14 protein-coding genes, 1 pseudogene and 1 riboswitch are annotated in these 18,530 nt (G+C 62.6%); of the genes and pseudogenes, 3 read left to right on the top strand and 12 right to left on the bottom strand.

Features of this window, described 5'->3' with window-relative positions; all coding sequences use genetic code 11:
• Window position 1: 1 nt before the first annotated feature.
• The 11 genes and pseudogenes from E8F11_RS23800 to E8F11_RS23850 form a co-directional block, all read right to left on the bottom strand.
• Complete coding sequence (locus E8F11_RS23800) at window positions 2–805, bottom strand: ABC transporter ATP-binding protein (RefSeq protein WP_280291366.1); 804 nt, start codon at window positions 803–805, stop codon at window positions 2–4.
• Entirely contained in the window at window positions 802–1,617 is an 816-nt protein-coding gene (locus E8F11_RS23805) for an ABC transporter permease (protein WP_280291369.1), read from the bottom strand. The genes E8F11_RS23800 and E8F11_RS23805 overlap by 4 nt, the downstream gene beginning before the upstream one ends.
• A gap of 76 nt (window positions 1,618–1,693) precedes the next feature.
• On the bottom strand, window positions 1,694–2,758 hold the full coding sequence (locus tag E8F11_RS23810; protein ID WP_280291370.1) for a putative urea ABC transporter substrate-binding protein: 1,065 nt from the start codon (window positions 2,756–2,758) through the stop codon (window positions 1,694–1,696).
• A 58-nt stretch (window positions 2,759–2,816) separates the two neighbouring features.
• Window positions 2,817–2,915, bottom strand: a riboswitch (guanidine-I (ykkC/yxkD leader).
• A 460-nt stretch (window positions 2,916–3,375) separates the two neighbouring features.
• Window positions 3,376–3,801: a hypothetical protein gene (locus tag E8F11_RS23815; RefSeq protein WP_280291371.1), complete on the bottom strand. Its 426-nt coding sequence runs from the start codon at window positions 3,799–3,801 to the stop codon at window positions 3,376–3,378.
• A 278-nt stretch (window positions 3,802–4,079) separates the two neighbouring features.
• Window positions 4,080–4,850 (bottom strand): 3-hydroxybutyrate dehydrogenase, encoded by a 771-nt coding sequence (locus tag E8F11_RS23820; protein ID WP_280291372.1) that lies wholly within the window; start codon window positions 4,848–4,850, stop codon window positions 4,080–4,082.
• A 58-nt stretch (window positions 4,851–4,908) separates the two neighbouring features.
• Entirely contained in the window at window positions 4,909–6,300 is a 1,392-nt protein-coding gene (locus E8F11_RS23825; protein ID WP_280291373.1) for a GntP family permease, read from the bottom strand.
• Window positions 6,301–6,363: 63 nt separating this feature from the next.
• A complete protein-coding gene (locus E8F11_RS23830) occupies window positions 6,364–7,632 on the bottom strand; it encodes an OprD family porin (protein WP_280291374.1) in 1,269 nt (422 codons plus the stop codon).
• 262 nt (window positions 7,633–7,894) lie between these two features.
• Window positions 7,895–9,365: pseudogene (locus E8F11_RS23835) on the bottom strand (sigma 54-interacting transcriptional regulator).
• A gap of 803 nt (window positions 9,366–10,168) precedes the next feature.
• Window positions 10,169–10,396, bottom strand: a complete 228-nt coding sequence (gene tatA / locus E8F11_RS23840; protein WP_280291375.1) for a twin-arginine translocase TatA/TatE family subunit — start codon at window positions 10,394–10,396, stop codon at window positions 10,169–10,171.
• A 108-nt stretch (window positions 10,397–10,504) separates the two neighbouring features.
• The gene (locus E8F11_RS23845) at window positions 10,505–11,362 is read right to left on the bottom strand and encodes a GNAT family N-acetyltransferase (protein WP_280291376.1); all 858 of its coding nucleotides are present in this window, start codon (window positions 11,360–11,362) and stop codon (window positions 10,505–10,507) included.
• A 485-nt stretch (window positions 11,363–11,847) separates the two neighbouring features.
• Window positions 11,848–13,182 carry an OprD family porin gene (locus E8F11_RS23850; protein ID WP_280291377.1) on the bottom strand — a complete coding sequence of 445 codons (1,335 nt, stop codon included), beginning with the start codon at window positions 13,180–13,182 and terminating at the stop codon, window positions 11,848–11,850.
• 435 nt (window positions 13,183–13,617) lie between these two features.
• On the opposite strand from E8F11_RS23850, the gene E8F11_RS23855 reads away from it, so the two are divergent.
• Window positions 13,618–14,325: a cupin domain-containing protein gene (locus E8F11_RS23855; RefSeq protein WP_280291379.1), complete on the top strand. Its 708-nt coding sequence runs from the start codon at window positions 13,618–13,620 to the stop codon at window positions 14,323–14,325.
• 262 nt (window positions 14,326–14,587) lie between these two features.
• Here the strand turns inward: E8F11_RS23855 and E8F11_RS23860 are convergent, their stop codons facing one another.
• Window positions 14,588–15,913 carry an FAD-binding oxidoreductase gene (locus E8F11_RS23860; RefSeq protein ID WP_280291380.1) on the bottom strand — a complete coding sequence of 442 codons (1,326 nt, stop codon included), beginning with the start codon at window positions 15,911–15,913 and terminating at the stop codon, window positions 14,588–14,590.
• A 588-nt stretch (window positions 15,914–16,501) separates the two neighbouring features.
• On the opposite strand from E8F11_RS23860, the gene E8F11_RS23865 reads away from it, so the two are divergent.
• Both E8F11_RS23865 and E8F11_RS23870 read left to right on the top strand, forming a co-directional pair.
• The gene (locus E8F11_RS23865; protein ID WP_280291381.1) at window positions 16,502–17,491 is read left to right on the top strand and encodes an ornithine cyclodeaminase family protein; all 990 of its coding nucleotides are present in this window, start codon (window positions 16,502–16,504) and stop codon (window positions 17,489–17,491) included.
• A gap of 37 nt (window positions 17,492–17,528) precedes the next feature.
• A complete protein-coding gene (locus tag E8F11_RS23870; protein WP_280291382.1) occupies window positions 17,529–18,497 on the top strand; it encodes a threonine/serine dehydratase in 969 nt (322 codons plus the stop codon).
• The last annotated feature ends 33 nt before the right edge of the window (window positions 18,498–18,530 follow it).

An 18,530-nucleotide genomic window follows, 5' to 3' on the forward strand; every position in this document is an offset into this window, starting at 1 on the left:
CTCAGTAGGCCGGCGTGATCAGCGGCGCGGCCGTTTCCAGGCGCGCGGCGAGCGGTTCGGGCAGGGCGGCGCGGGCAGCCTTGCGGTCGGCGTTGAGTGGGATGTCATAGGTGATGCGGGCGCCGTAGGCGGTGGGCGCCTGCGGGTCGTGGCGGACCTTGTCGAAGACCAGCAGGCGGGTGCCCAGGCTGAAGCCTTCGGCCAGGTCGTGAGTGACCATGAACACGGTGAGCCGGGTTTCCTGCCAAAGCTCCAGCAGCAAGGCGTGCATGTCCTTGCGGATGCCAGGGTCGAGCGCGCCGAAGGGTTCGTCGAGCAGCAGCACGCGCGGCTTCATGACCAGCGCTTGGGCGATGGCCAGGCGTTGCTGCATGCCGCCAGAGAGGGCGCTCGGGTATTGCTTCAGCGCATGGCCAAGGCCTACGCGCTCGAGCAGGACGGCGGCCTGTTCGCGGGCCTCGCGCTTCGCGCCGCCGAACAGCCGGCCGAGCAGCGGCGAGCGCGGCAGTTCCAGGCCGAGGACGACGTTGTCCTGCACGGAAAGGTGCGGGAACACCGAGTAGCGCTGGAACACCACTCCACGGCTCGGGTCGGGTTCGCCCGGCAGCGGCTGGCCGTTGAGCAGCAGTTCGCCGCGGCTGGGGCGCTCCTGGCCGAGCAGGAGGCGCAGGAAGGTGGACTTGCCGCAGCCGGAGGCGCCGACCAGGGTGCAGAACTCGCCTTCCTGCACTTCCAGGTTGAGGCGTTCGAGCACCACGTTGCCGTCGTATTCCTGCCAGACGTTCTTAACGCGGATGAAGCTCATGCCTTGCCTCCTTCGTACCAGGGGAAGGCGCGGCGGGTGAGCGCGCGCAGCGCCCAGTCCATCAGCCAGGCCAGGGCAGTGATCCACACGACGTAGGGCAGGATCACGTCCATGGCCAGGTAGCGGCGCACGAGGAAGATGCGGTAACCCAGGCCGTCGGTGGAGGCGATGGCTTCGGCGGCGATGAGGAACAGCCAGGCCGAGCCGAGCATCAGGCGCAGGGAGATGAGCAGGCGCGGCATTAGTTGCGGCAGCACCACGCGCAAGATCAGCGTCCAGGTGCTGGCGCCCAGGGTCTGCGCCTTGATCAGCAGTTCGCGGGGGATTTCCCGTGCGCGCTGTTCGATGTCGCGGGCGATGCAGGGCGCGACGCCGATGACGATCAGCACCACCTTGGACAACTCGCCCAGGCCGAAGACGATGAACAGCACCGGCAGGATCGCCAGCGGCGGGATCATCGACAGCACCGTGAGCAGCGGCGACAAGGGCGTGCCGAACAGCGGCACGCTGCCGGCGGCAATGCCCAGCACCAGGCCGAGCAGGGCGGCGATGGAGAGGCCCACGCCCAGGCGCTGCAGGCTGGCGCCGGTGTCCTGCCAGAACAGCACTTCGCCGGTGCGCTTGTCTTCGCTGAAGGCGAGGCGGTTCACCGCGTCGGCCATCTGCGCGGCGCTGGGCAATAGCTTGTCGTTGGGGTTCTCCGCAAGCCGCGATGCCGAGCCGGCGAAATAGGCGAACAGCAGCAGGGCGAAGGGCAGCAGCACCAGGAACAGGCGGCCGCTGCGGTCGGGGGTTCGGTTGATCAGGCGCATGCTTCGTACCAGTCGGTTCGTAGGGCGGATAACGCGGAGCGCGTTATCCGCCCTACGAGGGGAAACGGTGCATAGGTCAGAGCTTCCCTTCCGCCGCCATCTGCACGTAGGTCGGGTCAAAACGCAGCTTCAGGTTCTGTGCATCTCCGGTGGAGAGGCCGCCCGCGAAACTCATGCCGACGGCTTCGGCGCTCTTGGCACCTTCACCCAGCAAGCCGTGGGCGAAGGAAAAGGCTGCGACCTTGTCCATGGTCGCCGGCAGTTTCGGGCTGGTGGCGAAGGCCAGGGCCTCCTTCGGCGTGGCGAACAGCTTGGTGGTGGCGAGCTGGCTCTGGTAGCCGGCCAGATCGGTGCCCGAGGCCTTGGCCATGTGTTCCAGCGCGGCGCGAGTTTCGGCGCTGTCGCCCTGCATCAGCGCGACGGTTTCGAACCAGGCGCCGGTCAGGGCCTTGCCCAGGGCGGGGTTGTCCTTCAGGACGGCGCTGTTGACCACCATCATGTCCATGATCTCGCCGGGGATCTGGCTGGAGTTGAACACCTCGGTGGTGCCCGGCTTGGCGCGGGCTTCGGAGAGCATCGGGTTCCAGGTGGTCACTGCCTGCACGTCGTCGGTGTTGAAGGCGGCGGCGATGTCGGCGTCGGAGGTGTTCACCGTCTTCACGTCCTTCTCGGTCAGGCGGGCGTTTTCCAGCGCGCGGGCGAGCAGGTAGTGGGAGACCGAGAGTTCCACCAGGTTGACGTTCATGCCCTTGAGGTCGGCCAGGGATTTACCTTCGCCCTTGAGGACGATGCCGTCGTTACCGTTCGAGAAGTCGCTGACGATCAGCGCGGTGGAGTCCACGCCGCCGGCCGCGGGGATGGTCAGGGCGTCCATGTTGGTCATGGTGCAGCCGTCGAACTGGCCTGCGGTGTACTGGTTGATCGACTCGATGTAGTCGTTGAGCTGGGTGACTTTGATCTCGATGCCGTACTTCTTCGCCCACTTGTCGACGATGCCGTGGCTGGCCGCATACTCCCACGGCATCCAGCCGGCGTAGATGGTCCAGCAGAGGTTGAAGCTGTTCTTCGCGGCGGCGCTGGCGCCGAGGCTGAAAGTGGCGAGGCCGGCGACGAGCAGGGCGGTCAGAAGGGGCTTGCGCATGGACAATCTCCAGGTCGGTTGTCGGGCGGGCAGGAGTCGGGCGGCACTTGTCGCTCTCGTCTCCCGGGCTTTTGTCCCGCCGTGTAACCTCGCTGGAGGTCGATGACTCTCGGACCAGTCACTCGCTGCGCGAGCCGGAACCCTAGTCATCCATTGTCAGATTGTGGTGCCGCTTTCCGGTGGTCCGGATTACTCCTGCACTCATTGGACGAAGCGAATGCCGTGCCAACTCTGGAAGACCGCCATTTCAGTGAGGCTGCAATGCACCCAGGTGGATTACGACCAGCTTTTTCGTGTGGTCTGCGCCCCTGAAAGAGGCGTTGCGCTGCTTTCTGGTGCATGACGTTCGTTGCGGCCGGGGTGAATGGCTTGACCGAAGTGAGGCAGCGCTATCCGAAGAGCGCAGGGGCGCTCTCGAAGACTCGAAGCCACGGGCGCCCATCAGGAAGCTTTCCGGAAACTGCACATGCACATGTTCTGGCGCCTGCAATCTGTTAGGAGGTCCACGGTTGTGAATGGTCCAGAGCGAAGAGCTACCTCGTCCACTTCAGCGCAAAAGGGACTCGAGATGAAGTTAATGGCCTCCTAGGCGTATCCTCTGTGAATAATGCCGGTTCTCATCGAGGTCGTTGGAATCCCCGTGGGCCCAGCGCTAAAGCTAAATGTGTCATGGCGAATGCCGTGCGGCCTGGTCTTTCTGGTAATAGCGCGCCATATCTTCGCTGGTATGTCCGGCAGATCTTCTGCCCGTCCTTACCCGTCCGCTTATGAGGTGTGGGGAGAGGGCGCGGATCTCGGAAAGCCTGCATCTCCTCTTCCTTCCAGCTCCTGCAGCACCCGGCTTCGTCCCTGGCGTCCTTGAATGCGCGGGTAAGGAGGCGCTCGTCTGCCTGGGTCCAGTGGATCTTGCCGTCGCGCTTCTTCTTGCGCTCGGGGCGGCGGTGGATCAGGCAGGGCGATAGCACGTCATCGCGGCAGCTCGCCAGGACGGTAGCCAGCTGCGGGGTGACCTTGATCTTCAGGCAGCCGGCGTCGAAACCCATTTCGGTCCTGCTCGCCCGGCAACTCCAGCACAGGGAGGGGGTATCAGGCCGCAGGCATTCAATCATCCATGCCAGAGTCAGCAGGCGGGAGCCTTGCGGCGCGTTTGCGACCTTCCACAGCACGTCGATACAGTCGTTCTGGTGGTGGCCGACCATCCGGCTGGCTGGAATCCATCCGGCTCGACCATTTGATCCAGCAAGTTGCCAAGCATGAAGGCGTGCAGTTCTGCGGCAGCCTTGACGGGGAGTAGAAAGCGTTCCCTTTCCTGCATCGACAATTATTGAGCCGTCCAGCCGCCATCCATGTTCCAGGCGGCACCACGGACCTGAGCGGCGGCGTCGCTGCAAAGGAACAACGCGAGCTCGCCGAGTTGCTCGGGGGTGACGAAGTCCAGCGAGGGCTGCTTTTCCGCCAGCAAGTCGTGACGTGCCTGCTCCGGACTGGCGCCGGCACTGATACGCGCGTCGATCTGTTGCTGGACCAGCGGCGTCAGTACCCAACCGGGGCAGATGGCATTACAGGTAATGCCGGTGGTGGCGGTTTCCAGTGCGGTGGTCTTGGTCAGGCCGATGACCCCGTGCTTGGCGGCGACATAGGCGCTCTTCCCCGCCGAGGCGACCAGGCCGTGGGTGGAGGCGATGTTGAGGATGCGCCCCCAGCCGCGCTGGCGCATGCCCGGCAGCGCCAGGCGCGTGGTGTGGAACACCGAGGACAGGTTGATGGCGACGATCGCGTTCCAGCGCTCGACGGGGAAGTCTTCCAGCGCGGCGACGTGCTGAATGCCGGCGTTGTTGACCAGTATGTCGAGGGCGCCGAACTCGCGCTCGACGTAGGCGATCATCTCGGCGATCTGGTCGGGTTGGGACATGTCCGCGCCATGGTGGCCGATGCGAGCGCCGTGGATGGCGAGCTCGCCAACCACCGCGTCGATGTCGCCGAAGCCGTTGACCACCACGTTGGCACCTGCGGCGGCGAGGCGATGGGCGATGCCCAGGCCGATACCGCTGGTGGAGCCGGTGACCAGAGCGGTCTTGCCATTGAGGTTCATGGGTTTCTCCTGTCGGTCACGGCAGCCGCGCGCAGGCGGCTGCCTGGTAGGGTTCGACTCAGACGATGCCGGTCGCGTAGAAGGTGCCGATCACCAGGAACACGGCGAGTGTCTTGATCAGGGTGATGGCGAAGATGTCCTTGTAGGCCTCGCGGTGGGTCAGCCCAGTGACCGCAAGAAGGGTGATCACGGCGCCATTGTGCGGCAGCGTGTCCATGCCGCCGCTGGCCATCGAGGCCACCCGGTGCAGCACCTCCAGCGGGATGTCGGCCGCATGGGCGGCGGCGATGAACTGCTCGGACATGGCCGCCAGGGCGATGCTCATGCCGCCGGACGCCGAGCCGGTGATGCCGGCGAGGGTGGTAACGGTGATGGCCTCGTTGATGAGTGGATCGGGGATGCTCTTGAGCGCGTTAGCCAGCACCAGGAATCCTGGCAGCGAGGCGATCACCGCGCCAAAGCCATATTCCGAGGCAGTGTTCATCGCCGCCAACAGGGCGCCGGAAACCGCGGTCTTGCTGCCTTCGGCGAGCTTGCTGCGGATCACCCGGTAACTGCTCACCAGCACCATCAGGATGCCCAGCAGCAGCGCCGCCTGCACCGCCCAGATGCCAGTCAACTTGGCCACGTCACTGGCCACCGGCGCGGCCATGCCGGCCAGTTGCAGGCTGTGGACCTTGCCATAGACCTGCGGAATCCAGTGGGTGAAGAGCAAGTTGGCACCCCCCACCAGCACCAGCGGCGAGAGCGCCAGCAGCGGGTTGGGCAGTTTCAGGTCGCTGGCAGTTTCCGGCTCGTTGCGCAGGTCGTTGCCGTAGCCTTCACCGGCGCCCTGGGCCTTGTTCAGTTGGCGGCGCAGGAACAGCATGCCCATGGCGAACACGAACAGGCTGCCGATCACGCCCAGCCAGGGGGCGGCCCAGCCATTGGTGCTGAAGAATGTGGTCGGGATGATGTTCTGGATCTGTGGGGTGCCGGGCAGCGCGTCCATCGTGAAGGTGAAGGCGCCAAGGGCGATGGTCGCCGGAATCAGCCGCTTTGGGATGTTGCTCTGGCGGAACATCTCGGCGGCGAACGGATAGACCGCGAACACCACGACGAACAGCGATACGCCGCCGTAGGTGAGCAATGCACAGACCAGCACGATGACCAGCATCGCCTGGCTGGTGCCAAGCAGGCGGATGGCGGCGGCGACGATGGAGCGCGAGAAGCCCGACAGCTCGATCAGCTTGCCGAACACTGCGCCCAGCAGGAACACCGGGAAATAGAGTTTGACGAAGCCAACCATCTTTTCCATGAACACCCCGGTGAAGGCCGGGGCGACGGCGGACGGATCGGTCAGCAGTACCGCGAGCAGGGCCGCGATGGGGGCGAAGAGGATCACGCTGTAGCCGCGATAGGCGGCGAGCATCAGCAGGGCGAGGGCCGCGAGGGCGATGACCACGCTCATCGAATGAATCTCCAGTTAGTGCGGCTGGGTGCCGCGAGTGGTTCTTGTTGTTTTGGCGAGGGCTTACCAGAGCGGCAGGACGTAGCTGAGGATCAGACGGTTCTCGTCCAGGTCGCTGCCGAAGTTGCTCCGCGCGGTCGCGTTGCGCCATTTGAGGCCAAGATTCTTCAACGGACCGCTCTGCACCACATAAGCGATGTCGGTGTTGCGTTCCCATTCCTTGCCTTCGCCGGCCGCACCGCGCAGATCGACGTTATCGCCCGACAAATAACGGGTCATAAAGGTCAGACCGGGAATCCCCAGGGCAGCGAAATTGTAGTCGTAGCGTGCTTGCCAGGAGCGCTCGTCCTCGTTGCCGAAGTCGTTGATCTGCACCAGGTTCACCAGGTAGGCGTCGGTGCCATTGATGTTGGCGAAGCCGGTGTCGCCATTCATGCGCTGATAACCTAGGCCGAAGGCGTGGCCGCCCAGGGCATAGGTGAACAGCGCGCCGAAGGCATCGTTATCCACATTGCTGCCGCCGTCGTCGGTGCTGTGCGCCCAGCGGATATCGCTCTTCAGTGACTGTCCTTCGGCGATTGGCAGCAGGTGGTTCAGGGTCAGGTAGTGCTGCTTGTACACACCGTCGAGGCCACCGTAGTGGTACGCGGTGCTGAGGGTGGGCGACCACTTGTATGTCGCGCCGGCGAAGTCGAACTGGTCGCTGGTCTTCGTCCGGCCCAGCACGATGTTGCGGTTGCCGCCGTTGAACACGGCCATCTCTTCGTTATCGGACGAGTTGCGCAGGTTGATGCGGTCGAAGCGGCCGAGGTCCAGGCTGAGATTGTCCACCTCCGCCGAATTCACCCAGGCGCCCCGGAAGGTCTGCGGCAGCAGGCGGCTGTCGTTGTACAGCGCCACCGGCAGCTTGGGCAGCAAGGTGCCGACCTTGAGGGTGCTCTGCGAGGCGCGCAGCTTGGCGGTCACGCCCAGCTCGCCGTATTCGTCCTGGGCGCGGTTGGGCTTCTCGCGGTCGGATTTCAGCAGGCCGGTGCCGGTACGGTCGGGGCTGGAGTCCAGCTTCACCCCGAGCAGGCCGAGGGCATCCACGCCCACGCCGACGGTGCCGTCGGTGTAGCCGGATTCGTAACGCAGCAGGAAGCCCTGGGCCCATTCTTCTGCCTTGTTCTGGGCGGCGCCGTCCTGGCGGAAGTCGCGGTTGAAGTAGAAATTGCGGAGCTCGACGCTGGCCTTGCTGTCGGTGAGGAACTCGGCGAAGACCTGGGGTGAGAGGCTGAGGCTGGCGCCCAGCGTGGCGATAATGACAGCATGATTGAGCGTGGAACGGCTCATCGGAGAATCTCCTGGCGCCAGGCCGAGTGCGAAGCGGGACGTGCCGTGGTGTCCCGTGGGGTGGAGTTCGCAATCGGACTGCGTTGATTGTTGTTATGTCGGCTATGCGGACAGGGCCGCGATAGACGACATAGCCAGGATCGTGCCAATTATGTAACTATTTGATTTTTAAGTATTATTTTTTGATTCGAAAGTCTTGGGGTACCAAGTAATTCTCCAAGCGGAGACGAATTGCGCACTGGCACCTCTTGGAGCCCCACCATTACATGGAAGTCTTGGCTGTCTCTATTTGGAGACTTGTCTCTAATTCAAGACGAAAGGCCCAGCGCGGCCATCTTCTTGTACAACGTCGAACGGCCCAGCCCCAGGCGCCGTGCGGCCGCATCGACATTGCCGGCCTGTTCGGCGAGCACGCTGCGGATCAACTGACGTTCGAACCCCTCGCGCGCGGCGTAGAAGTCCTGGCCGGCAGCAAGGCTGACGGAAGGCGCACTCGTCGCTGCCGGCAGTGGTTGCAGCGTGCCAAGGGCCGAGCGCAGCGCGGCGGCATCAATTTGCGGGCGGTCGCCGAGCAGAACGGTGCGTTCCAGCAGATTGCGCAGCTCGCGCACATTACCCGGCCAGGCGTGCTGTGCCAGCAGGGCCAGACCGTCGGCGTCCAGTTCGTAAAGCGTCTGATGGTCATCGCGCAGGCCGTCGAGTATGGCTTCGCACAGCGCCGGCAGGTCCTCCAGGCGCTTGCGTAGCGGCGGAATCTCGATGGGCAGGACGTTGATGCGGTAGAACAGGTCGGCGCGGAAACGCCCTTCGCGCACGGCGGCATTGAGGTCGATGGAGGTGGCGGCGATCAGGCGGATGTCGCTGCGTAGCACCTCGTTGGACCCCACCGGTTCGAACTCCTTTTCTTGCAGCACGCGCAGCAGCTTGCTCTGCAGGGCCAACGGCATGTCCCCGATCTCGTCGAGGAACAGGGTTCCGCCCTGGGCGATCTGCAGCTTGCCGGGGCGGCCCTTGCGGTCGGCACCGGTAAATGCGCCAGGCGCGGTGCCGAAGAACTCCGCCTCCAGCAGGGTTTCGGGAATCGCCGCGGCGTTGATGCTGACGAAGGGCTTGTCGGCGCGCGGCGAGGAAGCATGGATGGCATGGGCCAGCAGCTCCTTGCCGGTGCCGGTCTCGCCCAGCAGCAGCACCGGTGCCTCGCTGGCCGCCCCGCGTCGGGCGCGACGCTTGACCTCCAGGCTGGCCGGGCTAGTGCCGATGAAGTGGCCGAAGCTGTATTTCGCCTGGCGCGCCTGCAGCAGGGAGCGGGTCGAGGCCAGCTCGGCCTGCATGCGCTGGTAGCGGGTCAACAGCGGCGAGAGTGAGCGCAGCTCGTCGAACAGGGCGAAGCCGATGCCGCCGATCACCGCGCCGGCGTCGTCGCGGATCGGCACGCGCATCACCACCAGCGGATCCTTGGCCATGTCGAGGATGTCCAGCAGTACCGGTCGGCCGCTGCTGACCACCTCGCGCATCAGGCTGCCGGGAATCACCTGCTCCACCGGCCGGCCGATGGCTTGCTCGGCGCTGTCCAGGCCGAAGCGCTGGGCGTAGCGCTGGTTGATCCAGACGATGCGTGCCTCGCGGTCGACGATCACCGTGCCTTCGCTGAACTGCTCGAAGATTTCGAACAGCGAGCGGATCGCCAGTTGGCGAACGCTTTGATAGTCAGAGAGGGAGTGGTTGTCGCTCATGGGGCTTTCGACAGTCTGATAGGTGAGTCGCGCACCTTAGCGCACCCTCATTCGGTCGGCGAGCATCCTTGTTTCCTCTCAATGGTGTGGCAAGCGCAAGAAGGATTCCGCAAGCCGGTACGTGCTTGCGTCGAGAGTGACCTGGGCGGATATCTGATCGAGATCCAGGTATTTGCCTTCCGCTCATCCACGGAGTCTTTTGGATCACCTGTTCCGCAGCCCGAAGTCGGAGCGGATTCCAGCGACCTTCTACCTGACAGCCCAGGTGCATCAGTCATTGCCTGATGCAACGCTACAACTGAATCAGGCCGCATCAGTACAGCGACGGGCTACCACCCACTGTAGCCAAGAGAAACTCGAACCGCCGTTCGGAATGGTTTGACCAGTTCACCTACCAGCCTTCTCACGAGCATAGGAGGCGGACCGTGCAAGGGTGAGAATCCGGCGTCCAAGGAAACCGGCCGGGCAAAAGCCCGCCTTACACGGTCCGCCATAGAAGCGCTGTAGCACTATGCGTAAACATTGGCTCTGCTCTACGGCGCTACCGCGCCTTGGACAACATCCGGGTTCTCACGCCCGGTCGTGGGACTTACCACGACGGACGCACTCTAGCCTGCGGGTTTCAGGATGGCAGCAACCTACTGTGGCGTAGTTAAGTGGTTGGAAACTGGTGGTGTTGCCGCCGGTGACCGGAACACATGAATGAGTAGAGGGGGAGGTCTCTCGTGAAGTCTGCCCCAATAGCCCGTGATAATTCACAAATGGGCCGCTCGGGGGGTGAGCTGCACAGCTGCACGAAGCTTTTAGTGTTTCTGCATCGGGTCTTCGATCTTGTGCGGATGCGCATCGTTGGTTTGACCCGGTGCAGTCTCGAAGGCCTGCGCGTCGTCGTTGCCCATGGAGTTGCGCAGGCCTTTTATCGTCTCACCCAGATCCGATCCCAGTCCTTTCAGGCGCTTAGTGCCGAACAACATGATCAGGATCAGCAGGATGATCAGAAGCTTCCAGATACTGATGCCGCCTATACCCATGATGGTTACTCCGTAGTGAAGGTCTGAAGGCTAGCCCCGGTGGCCAGATGCCTGCGGATCTGGATCGCGCAGACTCCGATTGCGGTTGGTGGTTATCTGACGACTGGATTAGCCGATGGCCTGGGTTACTAGCGCGAACTGCCGGACACCACCAAGGGGTACGGGCGGCGTTCCTCGGGCCATCTGTGCGACGCTATCGACGTGCCGCAATCCCGCATCGCTCAACCAGTCGCCGAGCCCCATGTCCGCCAAGACATCCAGGCGCACGAATTCCCCCTGGACGTGGTCAAGCAGCTCGGCGATCAGATGTTTGGCCTGTTCCGGCGTCTCCGCGACAATTGGGCCGATGACGTGGCCACGGCCGAAGGCGCGGAGCATCGCGAAGGCGCGCAATCGGCCATCGCGCTCTATGACGGTCGTCCGCTCGATCGCATCTTGGAGATCCTGGAATACGCGGGTTCTGTCGAGGCCGCTGCCCGCATGGGCCAGTTCGAATACCTGTGGCCAGTCCTCGACGCCGGAAACTCTGCAGTGTTCGCCAGCCGCCAGGGCAGGGCGCGCAATGTATTGCACGTGACCTTGGTGCTGATGAATCTCGCCGAACTCGACAAAGCCCTGGCTGGCATACAGCGGCACGCCAGCGAGCGTCGCGTTGAGTATCGCCGTTGCCGAGCCGCAGGCTTGCAGGGCCTGCTCCATCAGCTTGCGACCGATACCTTGACCTTGATAGTCATCGCTCACGATGACCAGGCCGATGGTGGCGTAGTCACCTTGCCGGCAGGAGAAAGCCGTTCCGATCAGGCGACCGGCATCCTCCACAACGAACCCTTCAGCGACGCGTTGCAGCATGGCCCAGTCGTCCAGGCGGTGCGGCCATTTGAGCTGCACCGACAAGGCATGGGCCGCCGGCACGTCGGCGGCGGTCATGGGGCGATAGGTATACCGATGATTCTGCGAGTCGGGCATGACAGGTCTCCGTGAATGGGCCGCACGGCTTTGATTGCGTGTTCGATGGAGCCTGTATCCCACCTGCGCCGAAGCGTGGCAATAGGTGCCGGTTAATTTGGCATATTCGCCAAGCGGACAGTTGTGCAGGCCATAGTTACTGCTCGTACGGGCGCTGGGATCGGCAGTAAATGCCGGGCGAGATTTTGCCTTTGTGGCACACGGTTGCAGCCCTCCAGGAGGTATGGACTCACCTTCGGTGGTGTCCGTGGCGAGCCATGTTTCATCCATGATTGATACTCGACATTGGGCTATTTGAATCAGCAGGGTGTAATCAGCAAGGAGGCGACAGCCGTGCGAATAGCCTCGGCCGTCACGTAACCGCCTTCAAGTGTACGGTCGGGCACAAAAAAGACGCCCGGTTGGGCGTCTGGAGGCAAAGGAGCGTGGAGGATGCCTTCGAAAAGAACTCGCCGATCCCTGGCAGAATAAAGTGGCGATTGTGCTTACAGGATGCTCAGGGGGTACTCGATGACCAGGCGTACCTCATCGATATCACTGTCGAACGAACTGGAGCGATGGGTGGCCTGGCGCACGCGGAAGGACAGGTCCTTGGCAGCTCCTTCCTGGACCACATACTTGGCTTCCAGGTCGCGCTCCCAGTGATGCTCATCGTCCGCTCCGGCGCGGAAAGAGGTGCCAGTCGGATCAGCCTTGGTGAAGTCGATCTGATCGCCTTTGATGTAGCGCGCCATCAAGGTCAGGCCAGGCACGCCGAAGCTTGCCATGTTGAGGTCGTAGCGGATCTGCATCGACCGCTCGTTGGGGGCGTTGAAGTCCGAGTACTGAACGGAGTTGGCCAGCCAGATCGAGTCGACGCCAATGTAGTCGAAGGTTTCGTTGCCATCGATTTTCTGATAGGCCAGAGTCAGCTTATGCGGGCCGAAAGCATACGCGGCTTTGGCCGACCAACTGGTAGTGTCCAGTTCACCGGCACGTGCTTCTCCTTCGTCACTGGTCTTGTACGCAGTCAGACCGAACGACAGGGCGTGTTGGTCGGCAAGCGGGAGGATGTACGAGGCGCTGCCGAAGTACTGTCGCCAGACCTCCTCGGCTTCGCTGGCGTAGGCCATGAAGACGAGCCTGTCGTTGACCTTGTAGGATCCCCCGAGAAAATCGACGCTGTCCGCTTCTACGCCGCCGTACGTGGTTAGCAGCTTGTCGTCGGAGTTGGTCGAGTTTCTGCCGTTGTACGCGGTGAAATGGCCAGCCTCGAAGAGGAGGTTGTCGAGCTCGCTGCTGGACAGTTGGAAGCCGGTCGCCACTTCCGGCAGCAGACGGTTGTCGCCCATAGCGAATACCGGTGCGGTCGGGCGCTGTTCGCCGTACTTCAGTACGGTGGAGGAGACCCGCATCTTCACTGCGCCGCCGATCTCACCAAAAGCATCAGGTACTTCGGCATCAGCAGTCTGGTTATTGCTGATCGGCAGCAGGCCAGCGCCGGCGCGCCCGCGACCGGTATCAAGCTTGACCCCCCCGTAGGCGAAGGTATCCGCGCCGAACCCGACCGTGCCCTGGGTGAAGCCGGAAGTGAAGTTGAGCATGGCTCCGTGCGCCCACTCCTCACGATAACCATTGCGCTCGCTGACAGGCTTCGAGCGGTTGATCCCCTGGCTATTACTGCCGCCGTGACGGAAATCTCGGTTCATATAGAAGTTGCGATTGAGCAGAGTAAGGCTGCTGTCTTCGATGAAGCCTTTGGCTTGTTCCTGGCCAGCTACGGCCAGTTGCGAGACGGCGGTTATCGCCAGTGCGAGACAGCTCGGTTTAAGGGCGCTCATGGAGTACTCCATTGATCTTATTAGTGTTCATTGCCCAGATGGGGGACAACGCTTTTATGGCAGCTCAGATGAATCGCGTCGGTTCGAGGTGTGAGGACGTTGGGCTCGTTCGGTCATTGCAATCGACTTAGAACGCGGCTGACCGGCGAGGACCGCACCCGTCCTCCCCCCCGAGCGCGGTGGCTATATCTCAGCTGCAAATAAGGGCTGGCAAGGGGGGCGGATCAGTTCGGTGGATTACATAAGTTTCGGATTTTCAGGCAGCAGCTAATGCTCGAGCGGGGTGGGAAGTCCGCAGCAAATATCGGGTGATATTTCCTAGCATGGAGACCTGGCAGCGGAGCCCACCAAGCCGGTGCCAAACCTTCTTTTCGAACTCCTTCATGAGTCGCCGATGCGCGCCTCATCTACTCCCCACCACTGGAGACACTATCGATGTCACACCCTATTGCTTCGCTGCTGGTGCACGCCGACGGCATTCCTGCTGCAGCGTTTCCCCCCGCCTCCCTGAGTTCGTCCGATCCCTTCGGCGACGTTCGCCAAGTGGCCTATCAGGGCAACGATGGCATTTCCGCTGGCACCGTCCAGGCAAGTGGAGAGCTAGTCGTCGAGGATTACCCGCACACTGAAATGCTGGTTGTCCACGCCGGAAAGGTCGGGCTGCAGGACGAGCAGCAGACGCTCGAGTTGGGTGTCGGAGACAGCGTGGTGATAGGTCGTGGCACGGCGCTGCGCGTGCAGGCGCAGGCCGGCAGCCTATGGGCGTTCTGCGCACTGAGCCAGGGCGACGAGCGCAAGCCCGGCCTGACCCCGCTCGATCCGCGCGCGGCGCTGAATCCCTCGCAGGGGCCAGATGCGCAGATCCTGATCAGCCCCGCCCCGCAATGCCGTTCCCATAACGCCTTCGTGGATACCACCAGCAATCTGCTCATCGGTGTCTGGGATTCGACGCCCTACACGCGTCACGCTCGTCCGCACAAGGTGCATGAGCTGATGCACCTGATCGAAGGCAGCGTCACCCTGCAGCTCGTCGACGGCGTCGAGCTGAAGGTCAATACCGGCGATACGGTATTCGTGGCCCAGGGCACACCCTGCGCCTGGGAGAGCAGCGTCTACGTTCGCAAGCTGTACGTCGTCAAATAAGCCTTAGTGGTCGGCGCTTGCGCGATAGCGATCCGCAGGCGCTTTACCAATTGGCCCCCGGCTCTTCTGCTCTCCTTATGGGGCGTGACTGTCCCGAGCGGCACGCCGGGGCTGCCGCGTTTCAGCCAACTGGATCGGATTGCAGAGGAGGGGCAGGGTTGCCCAAGTCAGTCCGATACGCGCTCACAGGTTCGAGCAGCTCGGTCGATAACGAAGAGGCAGAGGAGGCGGGAGCGAGGCTCCCGCCAGAGCGGCGAGGTGCTCAGAACTCCGAGACCTTGCCCCAGACGCCTTTGTTCAGGCGTGCGAGGCTGTACTGGGTATGGTCCACGAACGGCGTCTGCCCCTGTGCCAGTTCCGCGATCAGGCGCCCGGCGCCGGGGCCGATGCCGAAGCCGTGACCCGAGAAGCCGGCGGCCAGGATGAAGCCTGGCAGGTTTTGCGCCTCATCGATGACCGGTACGCCATCGGGGGTGCTGTCGATATAGCCGGCCCAGCCTGCCTGAACCGGTACGCTGCCCAGGGCGGGCAGTAGACGGCGCGCGCGGGCCAGCGTATCGCGCAGTATCGATTCCGACGGGCGCGGATCGAGGATGCGCACCCGCTCCATCGGTGTGGGGCGGTCGAGCGCCCATTTGCTGCGCGTCTCATGCCCGTACTGCCAACCCTGCAGACCGCCCGGCGAGAGCATCTGCCAGCGCTTGGCGAACATCGGCAGAAAGTACGAAGAGAAGCGCAGTTGCTGTGGCGTCGGATCCACGCAGGCACGTCCGGAAATGGCCAGGGTATAGCCGCCGTCGCCGCGCCGGGTGACGGTCACCTCGCTGGTATGCAGCGTATCGGGAAGCCCCTGGACTCCCGGCATGACCGAAAGGATGGAGGAGCGCACCGAAGCCTGCGGAAAGCGAATGCCAAGCTGGGCGCAGAAGGAGGAGGCCCAGGCACCGCCGGCCATCACCACCTGGCGGGTCTTGATCACGCCCTTTTCGGTGATGACTCCCGATACCCGACCCGCCTCGGTCTCGACGCCGCGGGCGGCGCAGAACTGGTGGATCGTCCCGCCATGCTTGAGCACTCCCTTGGCGATCAGCGGCGCCGCCCGCGCCGGGTCGGCGATGCCATCGGACGGCGAGAACACGCCGCCCAACCAGGGCTTGCCGGTGGCCGCGCCGCGTTGTGTGGCTTCGGCGCTGCTCAGCATGTGGGACGTGACCCCCTGGGTCAGCGCGAAGTCGCGCCATCTCGACCATCCGTCTAGTTCAGCCTGGCTATTCGAGAGATAGAACAAACCGCAGCGGCGGAAACCAAGGTCTTCCCCGAGGTCAGCGGTGATCTCCTCCCAGAGCGCGAGACTCTTGGTCGATAACGGCAGTTCGCGCGCATCGCGGTTCTGCTGGCGGCACCAGCCCCAGTTGCGGCTGGATTGTTCTGCGCCGATACGTCCCTTCTCCACCAGAGCAACACTCATGCCCTGGCGCGACATGAAATAGGCGGCGCATACGCCAATGATGCCGCCGCCGATGACGACGACATCGGCGCTTTTCGGCAGCTCCGGACTGGACTGCATGGTGATCAAGGGAGCCGGCATTCTGTTCTCCTGGCCTGGAATCTGTTGTTTTACGGCTTCGCAGAAAGCGGTGCAGACCAGCGCTGCAAGGCGGCTGCAAGGCCGTGTCGGCGCGCGCCGATAAGCTGATCGATGCGCACCAGAGCGGATGATCGAAACTGAAAATCGGGTCTGCCGCCTTGTCGCTCGATTCGGCGCGGCAGACCAGGCTCCGGCAGTCATCCATGCCGTTGCGCTGATCCTAATCTTAGGCATCGCGCCCCGGTGGGGGCTGTCGTATTGGCAGTGTGCAATCGCAGAATCGGGTGTTTTCGAGGTTGCCCTCGGAAGTTTCTGCTGCGGTGCTGGGGGCGCCAGGTTCTGCAGTTGCGGGAATGCCTGCTTGAGGGCTTGGGGAGCGATGCGTGAGTTGCAGGAGTGGAGCGATAGCTTTCGCCGGTGGCGATAAAAATAATCGAAAGTTGCGCATTCGCCTGGTATCCGAAATTTTCTGCCGATTGCTCGGCGGCATACTGAGCGCAGCAAATCGGCACTGCACTCTCGAGTAATTCGCGCCGATCAAGCCTGCACGAATCCCTGCCCCGATTAGAGAACGACGAGGCCCCGTAGATGAAAACACTGCTGCTCAGCAAAGAAGAAGTCGGCAGATTGATATCCATGAAGGAAGTCATAGGCGCGGTGGAAGAGGCCTACAAGGCCTTCAGCGGCGGGCATGTGGTGCAGCCCGATTACATTGGCATACATCTGCCGGAGCCGCGCGGCGAGATCGACTTCAAGGTCGGTTACTGCAAGACCAATGAAATCATCTCGATGAAAGCCTCTTCCGGCGGCTTTCTCGATAACCCGACCGCGCATGGCGTGCCCAACGGCATGGGCAGCGTTCTGCTGTTCGATGCCAACAGCTGCGCGCTGATCTGCGTGATGGATGGCAGCCTGCTCACCGGTCTCAGGACCGGAGCCTCGGGAGCCGTCTCGGTCAAGGCGCTGGCGAGAAAGAACGCGAAGAAGGTCACCTGCATAGGTACCGGCAACCAGGCGCGGATGCAGATTCGCGCCATCAGTCTGGTGATGCAGATCGAAGAGATCCATGCCTGGAGCAGAAGCCCGGAAACGCGCGAGCGCTTCAAGGCGGATATCGAAGGCGAGTTCGGTATCCCAGTGATCCTGGCGGATTCGAAGCAGGAAGCGGTCGAGCAGGCCGACATCCTGATCACCACCACCCGTGGCAAGGGCTCGCTGGTGGAAGCGAGCTGGGTGAAACCTGGCACTCATATCGTCGCCATCGGCACGGATATGAAAGGCAAGCAGGAATTCGAGCCCGAGATATTCAGGCACGCCAAGATAGTCAACGACTCGATCTCGCAGTGCATCGAAAAAGGGGAAACCTGGCATCCGCTGAACGAGAAGATCATCGCCCTGGACGATATCCACGGCGAGCTCGGCGAGATTCTGCTGGGCAGAAAGTCGGGCCGGGAGAACGATGAAGAAATCACCATCTTCGATTCCACGGGCATGGCCATACAGGACAACACCACCGCCGAAAAGATTTATCGCAATGCACTGGAAAACAACGTTGGAACTTTCTTTGCGTTCTTTTGAGTTTTGATTTTTCGGCAGTACGGGGAGAGGAAATTACATGCGCAACCATCCAACTATTCAGGACATTCGAGAAGCCCAGGAACGGCTGAAACCCCATATCAAACATACGCCGCTACTGCGCGCGGAGAAGATAGAGAAAGCCGCCGGTTGTCAGCTCTATCTGAAGCCCGAAACCCTACAGATCACAGGGGCGTTCAAAATTCGCGGCGCGCTGAACAAGACGCTCTCGCTACCCAGGGAAGAGATCGCTAACGGCATCATTGCCACGTCTTCCGGCAATCACGCCCAAGGGCTCGCTTACGCTGCCCGAATGCTGGGCGTGAAAGCGATTCTGGTGCTTCCGGTGACCACCCCTAAAATCAAGATCGCCAATACCGAAGCCCTCGGGGCGGAGGTCATCCTCTTCGATGGCGATACCGCTGCCCGGTGGAAGAGGGTGTATGAAATCGCTGAGGAAAACCACTACGCGGTCGTCCACGCCTTTGAAGACCCGCTGGTGATGGCAGGGCAAGGAACGATCGGCTGCGAGATCCTGGAAGATCTGCAGGATGTGGATACCGTCATCATCCCAATAGGGGGCGGCGGCCTGATTTCCGGCATCGCCACCGCTATCAAGGAAACCAGGCCATCGGTGCGGGTTGTCGGCGCAGAACCTGCCTTGACGCCCAAGTATTATCACAGCAGGTTGAACAAGGAACGCACCACGCTGCCCTTGAAGAACACCATTGCCGATGGCTTGCGTATAAGTGTGCCGGGGCAGAACCCCTATCCGATCATCGAGCGCTACGTCGACGAGATCGTCCTGGTGGAGGACGAGCACATCGTCCAAGGCATGCGCGCCCTGGCCAAGGACGCGAAACTGATTGCCGAACCCGCCGCCGCGATCGGCATCGGTGCACTGCTGGCGGGCGTGGTCAAGGTCCGGCCGGATGAGAAGGTCTGCGTGGTGCTGACCGGTGGCAACTGGGACCTGTGCGATCTGGCCGAGGTCTACGCCTCTGCCTAGGCAATGGACAGTCCGCATACGAAACCGTGGTGC

This window comes from Pseudomonas sp. BN417 (genome assembly GCF_029871205.1).
Classification (GTDB): domain Bacteria; phylum Pseudomonadota; class Gammaproteobacteria; order Pseudomonadales; family Pseudomonadaceae; genus Metapseudomonas.

What these genes read in the sequence shown, in the direction of transcription:
- E8F11_RS23815 (WP_280291371.1), bottom strand. Translation starts at nt 3,801, where the DNA reads ATGGGTTTCGACGCCGGCTGCCTGAAGATCAAGGTCACCCCGCAGCTG.
- E8F11_RS23800 (WP_280291366.1), bottom strand. Translation starts at nt 805, where the DNA reads ATGAGCTTCATCCGCGTTAAGAACGTCTGGCAGGAATACGACGGCAAC.
- E8F11_RS23820 (WP_280291372.1), bottom strand. Translation starts at nt 4,850, where the DNA reads ATGAACCTCAATGGCAAGACCGCTCTGGTCACCGGCTCCACCAGCGGT.
- E8F11_RS23870 (WP_280291382.1), top strand. Translation starts at nt 17,529, where the DNA reads ATGCGCAACCATCCAACTATTCAGGACATTCGAGAAGCCCAGGAACGG.
- E8F11_RS23845 (WP_280291376.1), bottom strand. Translation starts at nt 11,362, where the DNA reads ATGCCCGACTCGCAGAATCATCGGTATACCTATCGCCCCATGACCGCC.
- E8F11_RS23805 (WP_280291369.1), bottom strand. Translation starts at nt 1,617, where the DNA reads ATGCGCCTGATCAACCGAACCCCCGACCGCAGCGGCCGCCTGTTCCTG.
- E8F11_RS23850 (WP_280291377.1), bottom strand. Translation starts at nt 13,182, where the DNA reads ATGAGCGCCCTTAAACCGAGCTGTCTCGCACTGGCGATAACCGCCGTC.
- E8F11_RS23865 (WP_280291381.1), top strand. Translation starts at nt 16,502, where the DNA reads ATGAAAACACTGCTGCTCAGCAAAGAAGAAGTCGGCAGATTGATATCC.
- E8F11_RS23855 (WP_280291379.1), top strand. Translation starts at nt 13,618, where the DNA reads ATGTCACACCCTATTGCTTCGCTGCTGGTGCACGCCGACGGCATTCCT.
- E8F11_RS23810 (WP_280291370.1), bottom strand. Translation starts at nt 2,758, where the DNA reads ATGCGCAAGCCCCTTCTGACCGCCCTGCTCGTCGCCGGCCTCGCCACT.
- E8F11_RS23860 (WP_280291380.1), bottom strand. Translation starts at nt 15,913, where the DNA reads ATGCCGGCTCCCTTGATCACCATGCAGTCCAGTCCGGAGCTGCCGAAA.
- tatA (WP_280291375.1), bottom strand. Translation starts at nt 10,396, where the DNA reads ATGGGTATAGGCGGCATCAGTATCTGGAAGCTTCTGATCATCCTGCTG.
- E8F11_RS23825 (WP_280291373.1), bottom strand. Translation starts at nt 6,300, where the DNA reads ATGAGCGTGGTCATCGCCCTCGCGGCCCTCGCCCTGCTGATGCTCGCC.
- E8F11_RS23830 (WP_280291374.1), bottom strand. Translation starts at nt 7,632, where the DNA reads ATGAGCCGTTCCACGCTCAATCATGCTGTCATTATCGCCACGCTGGGC.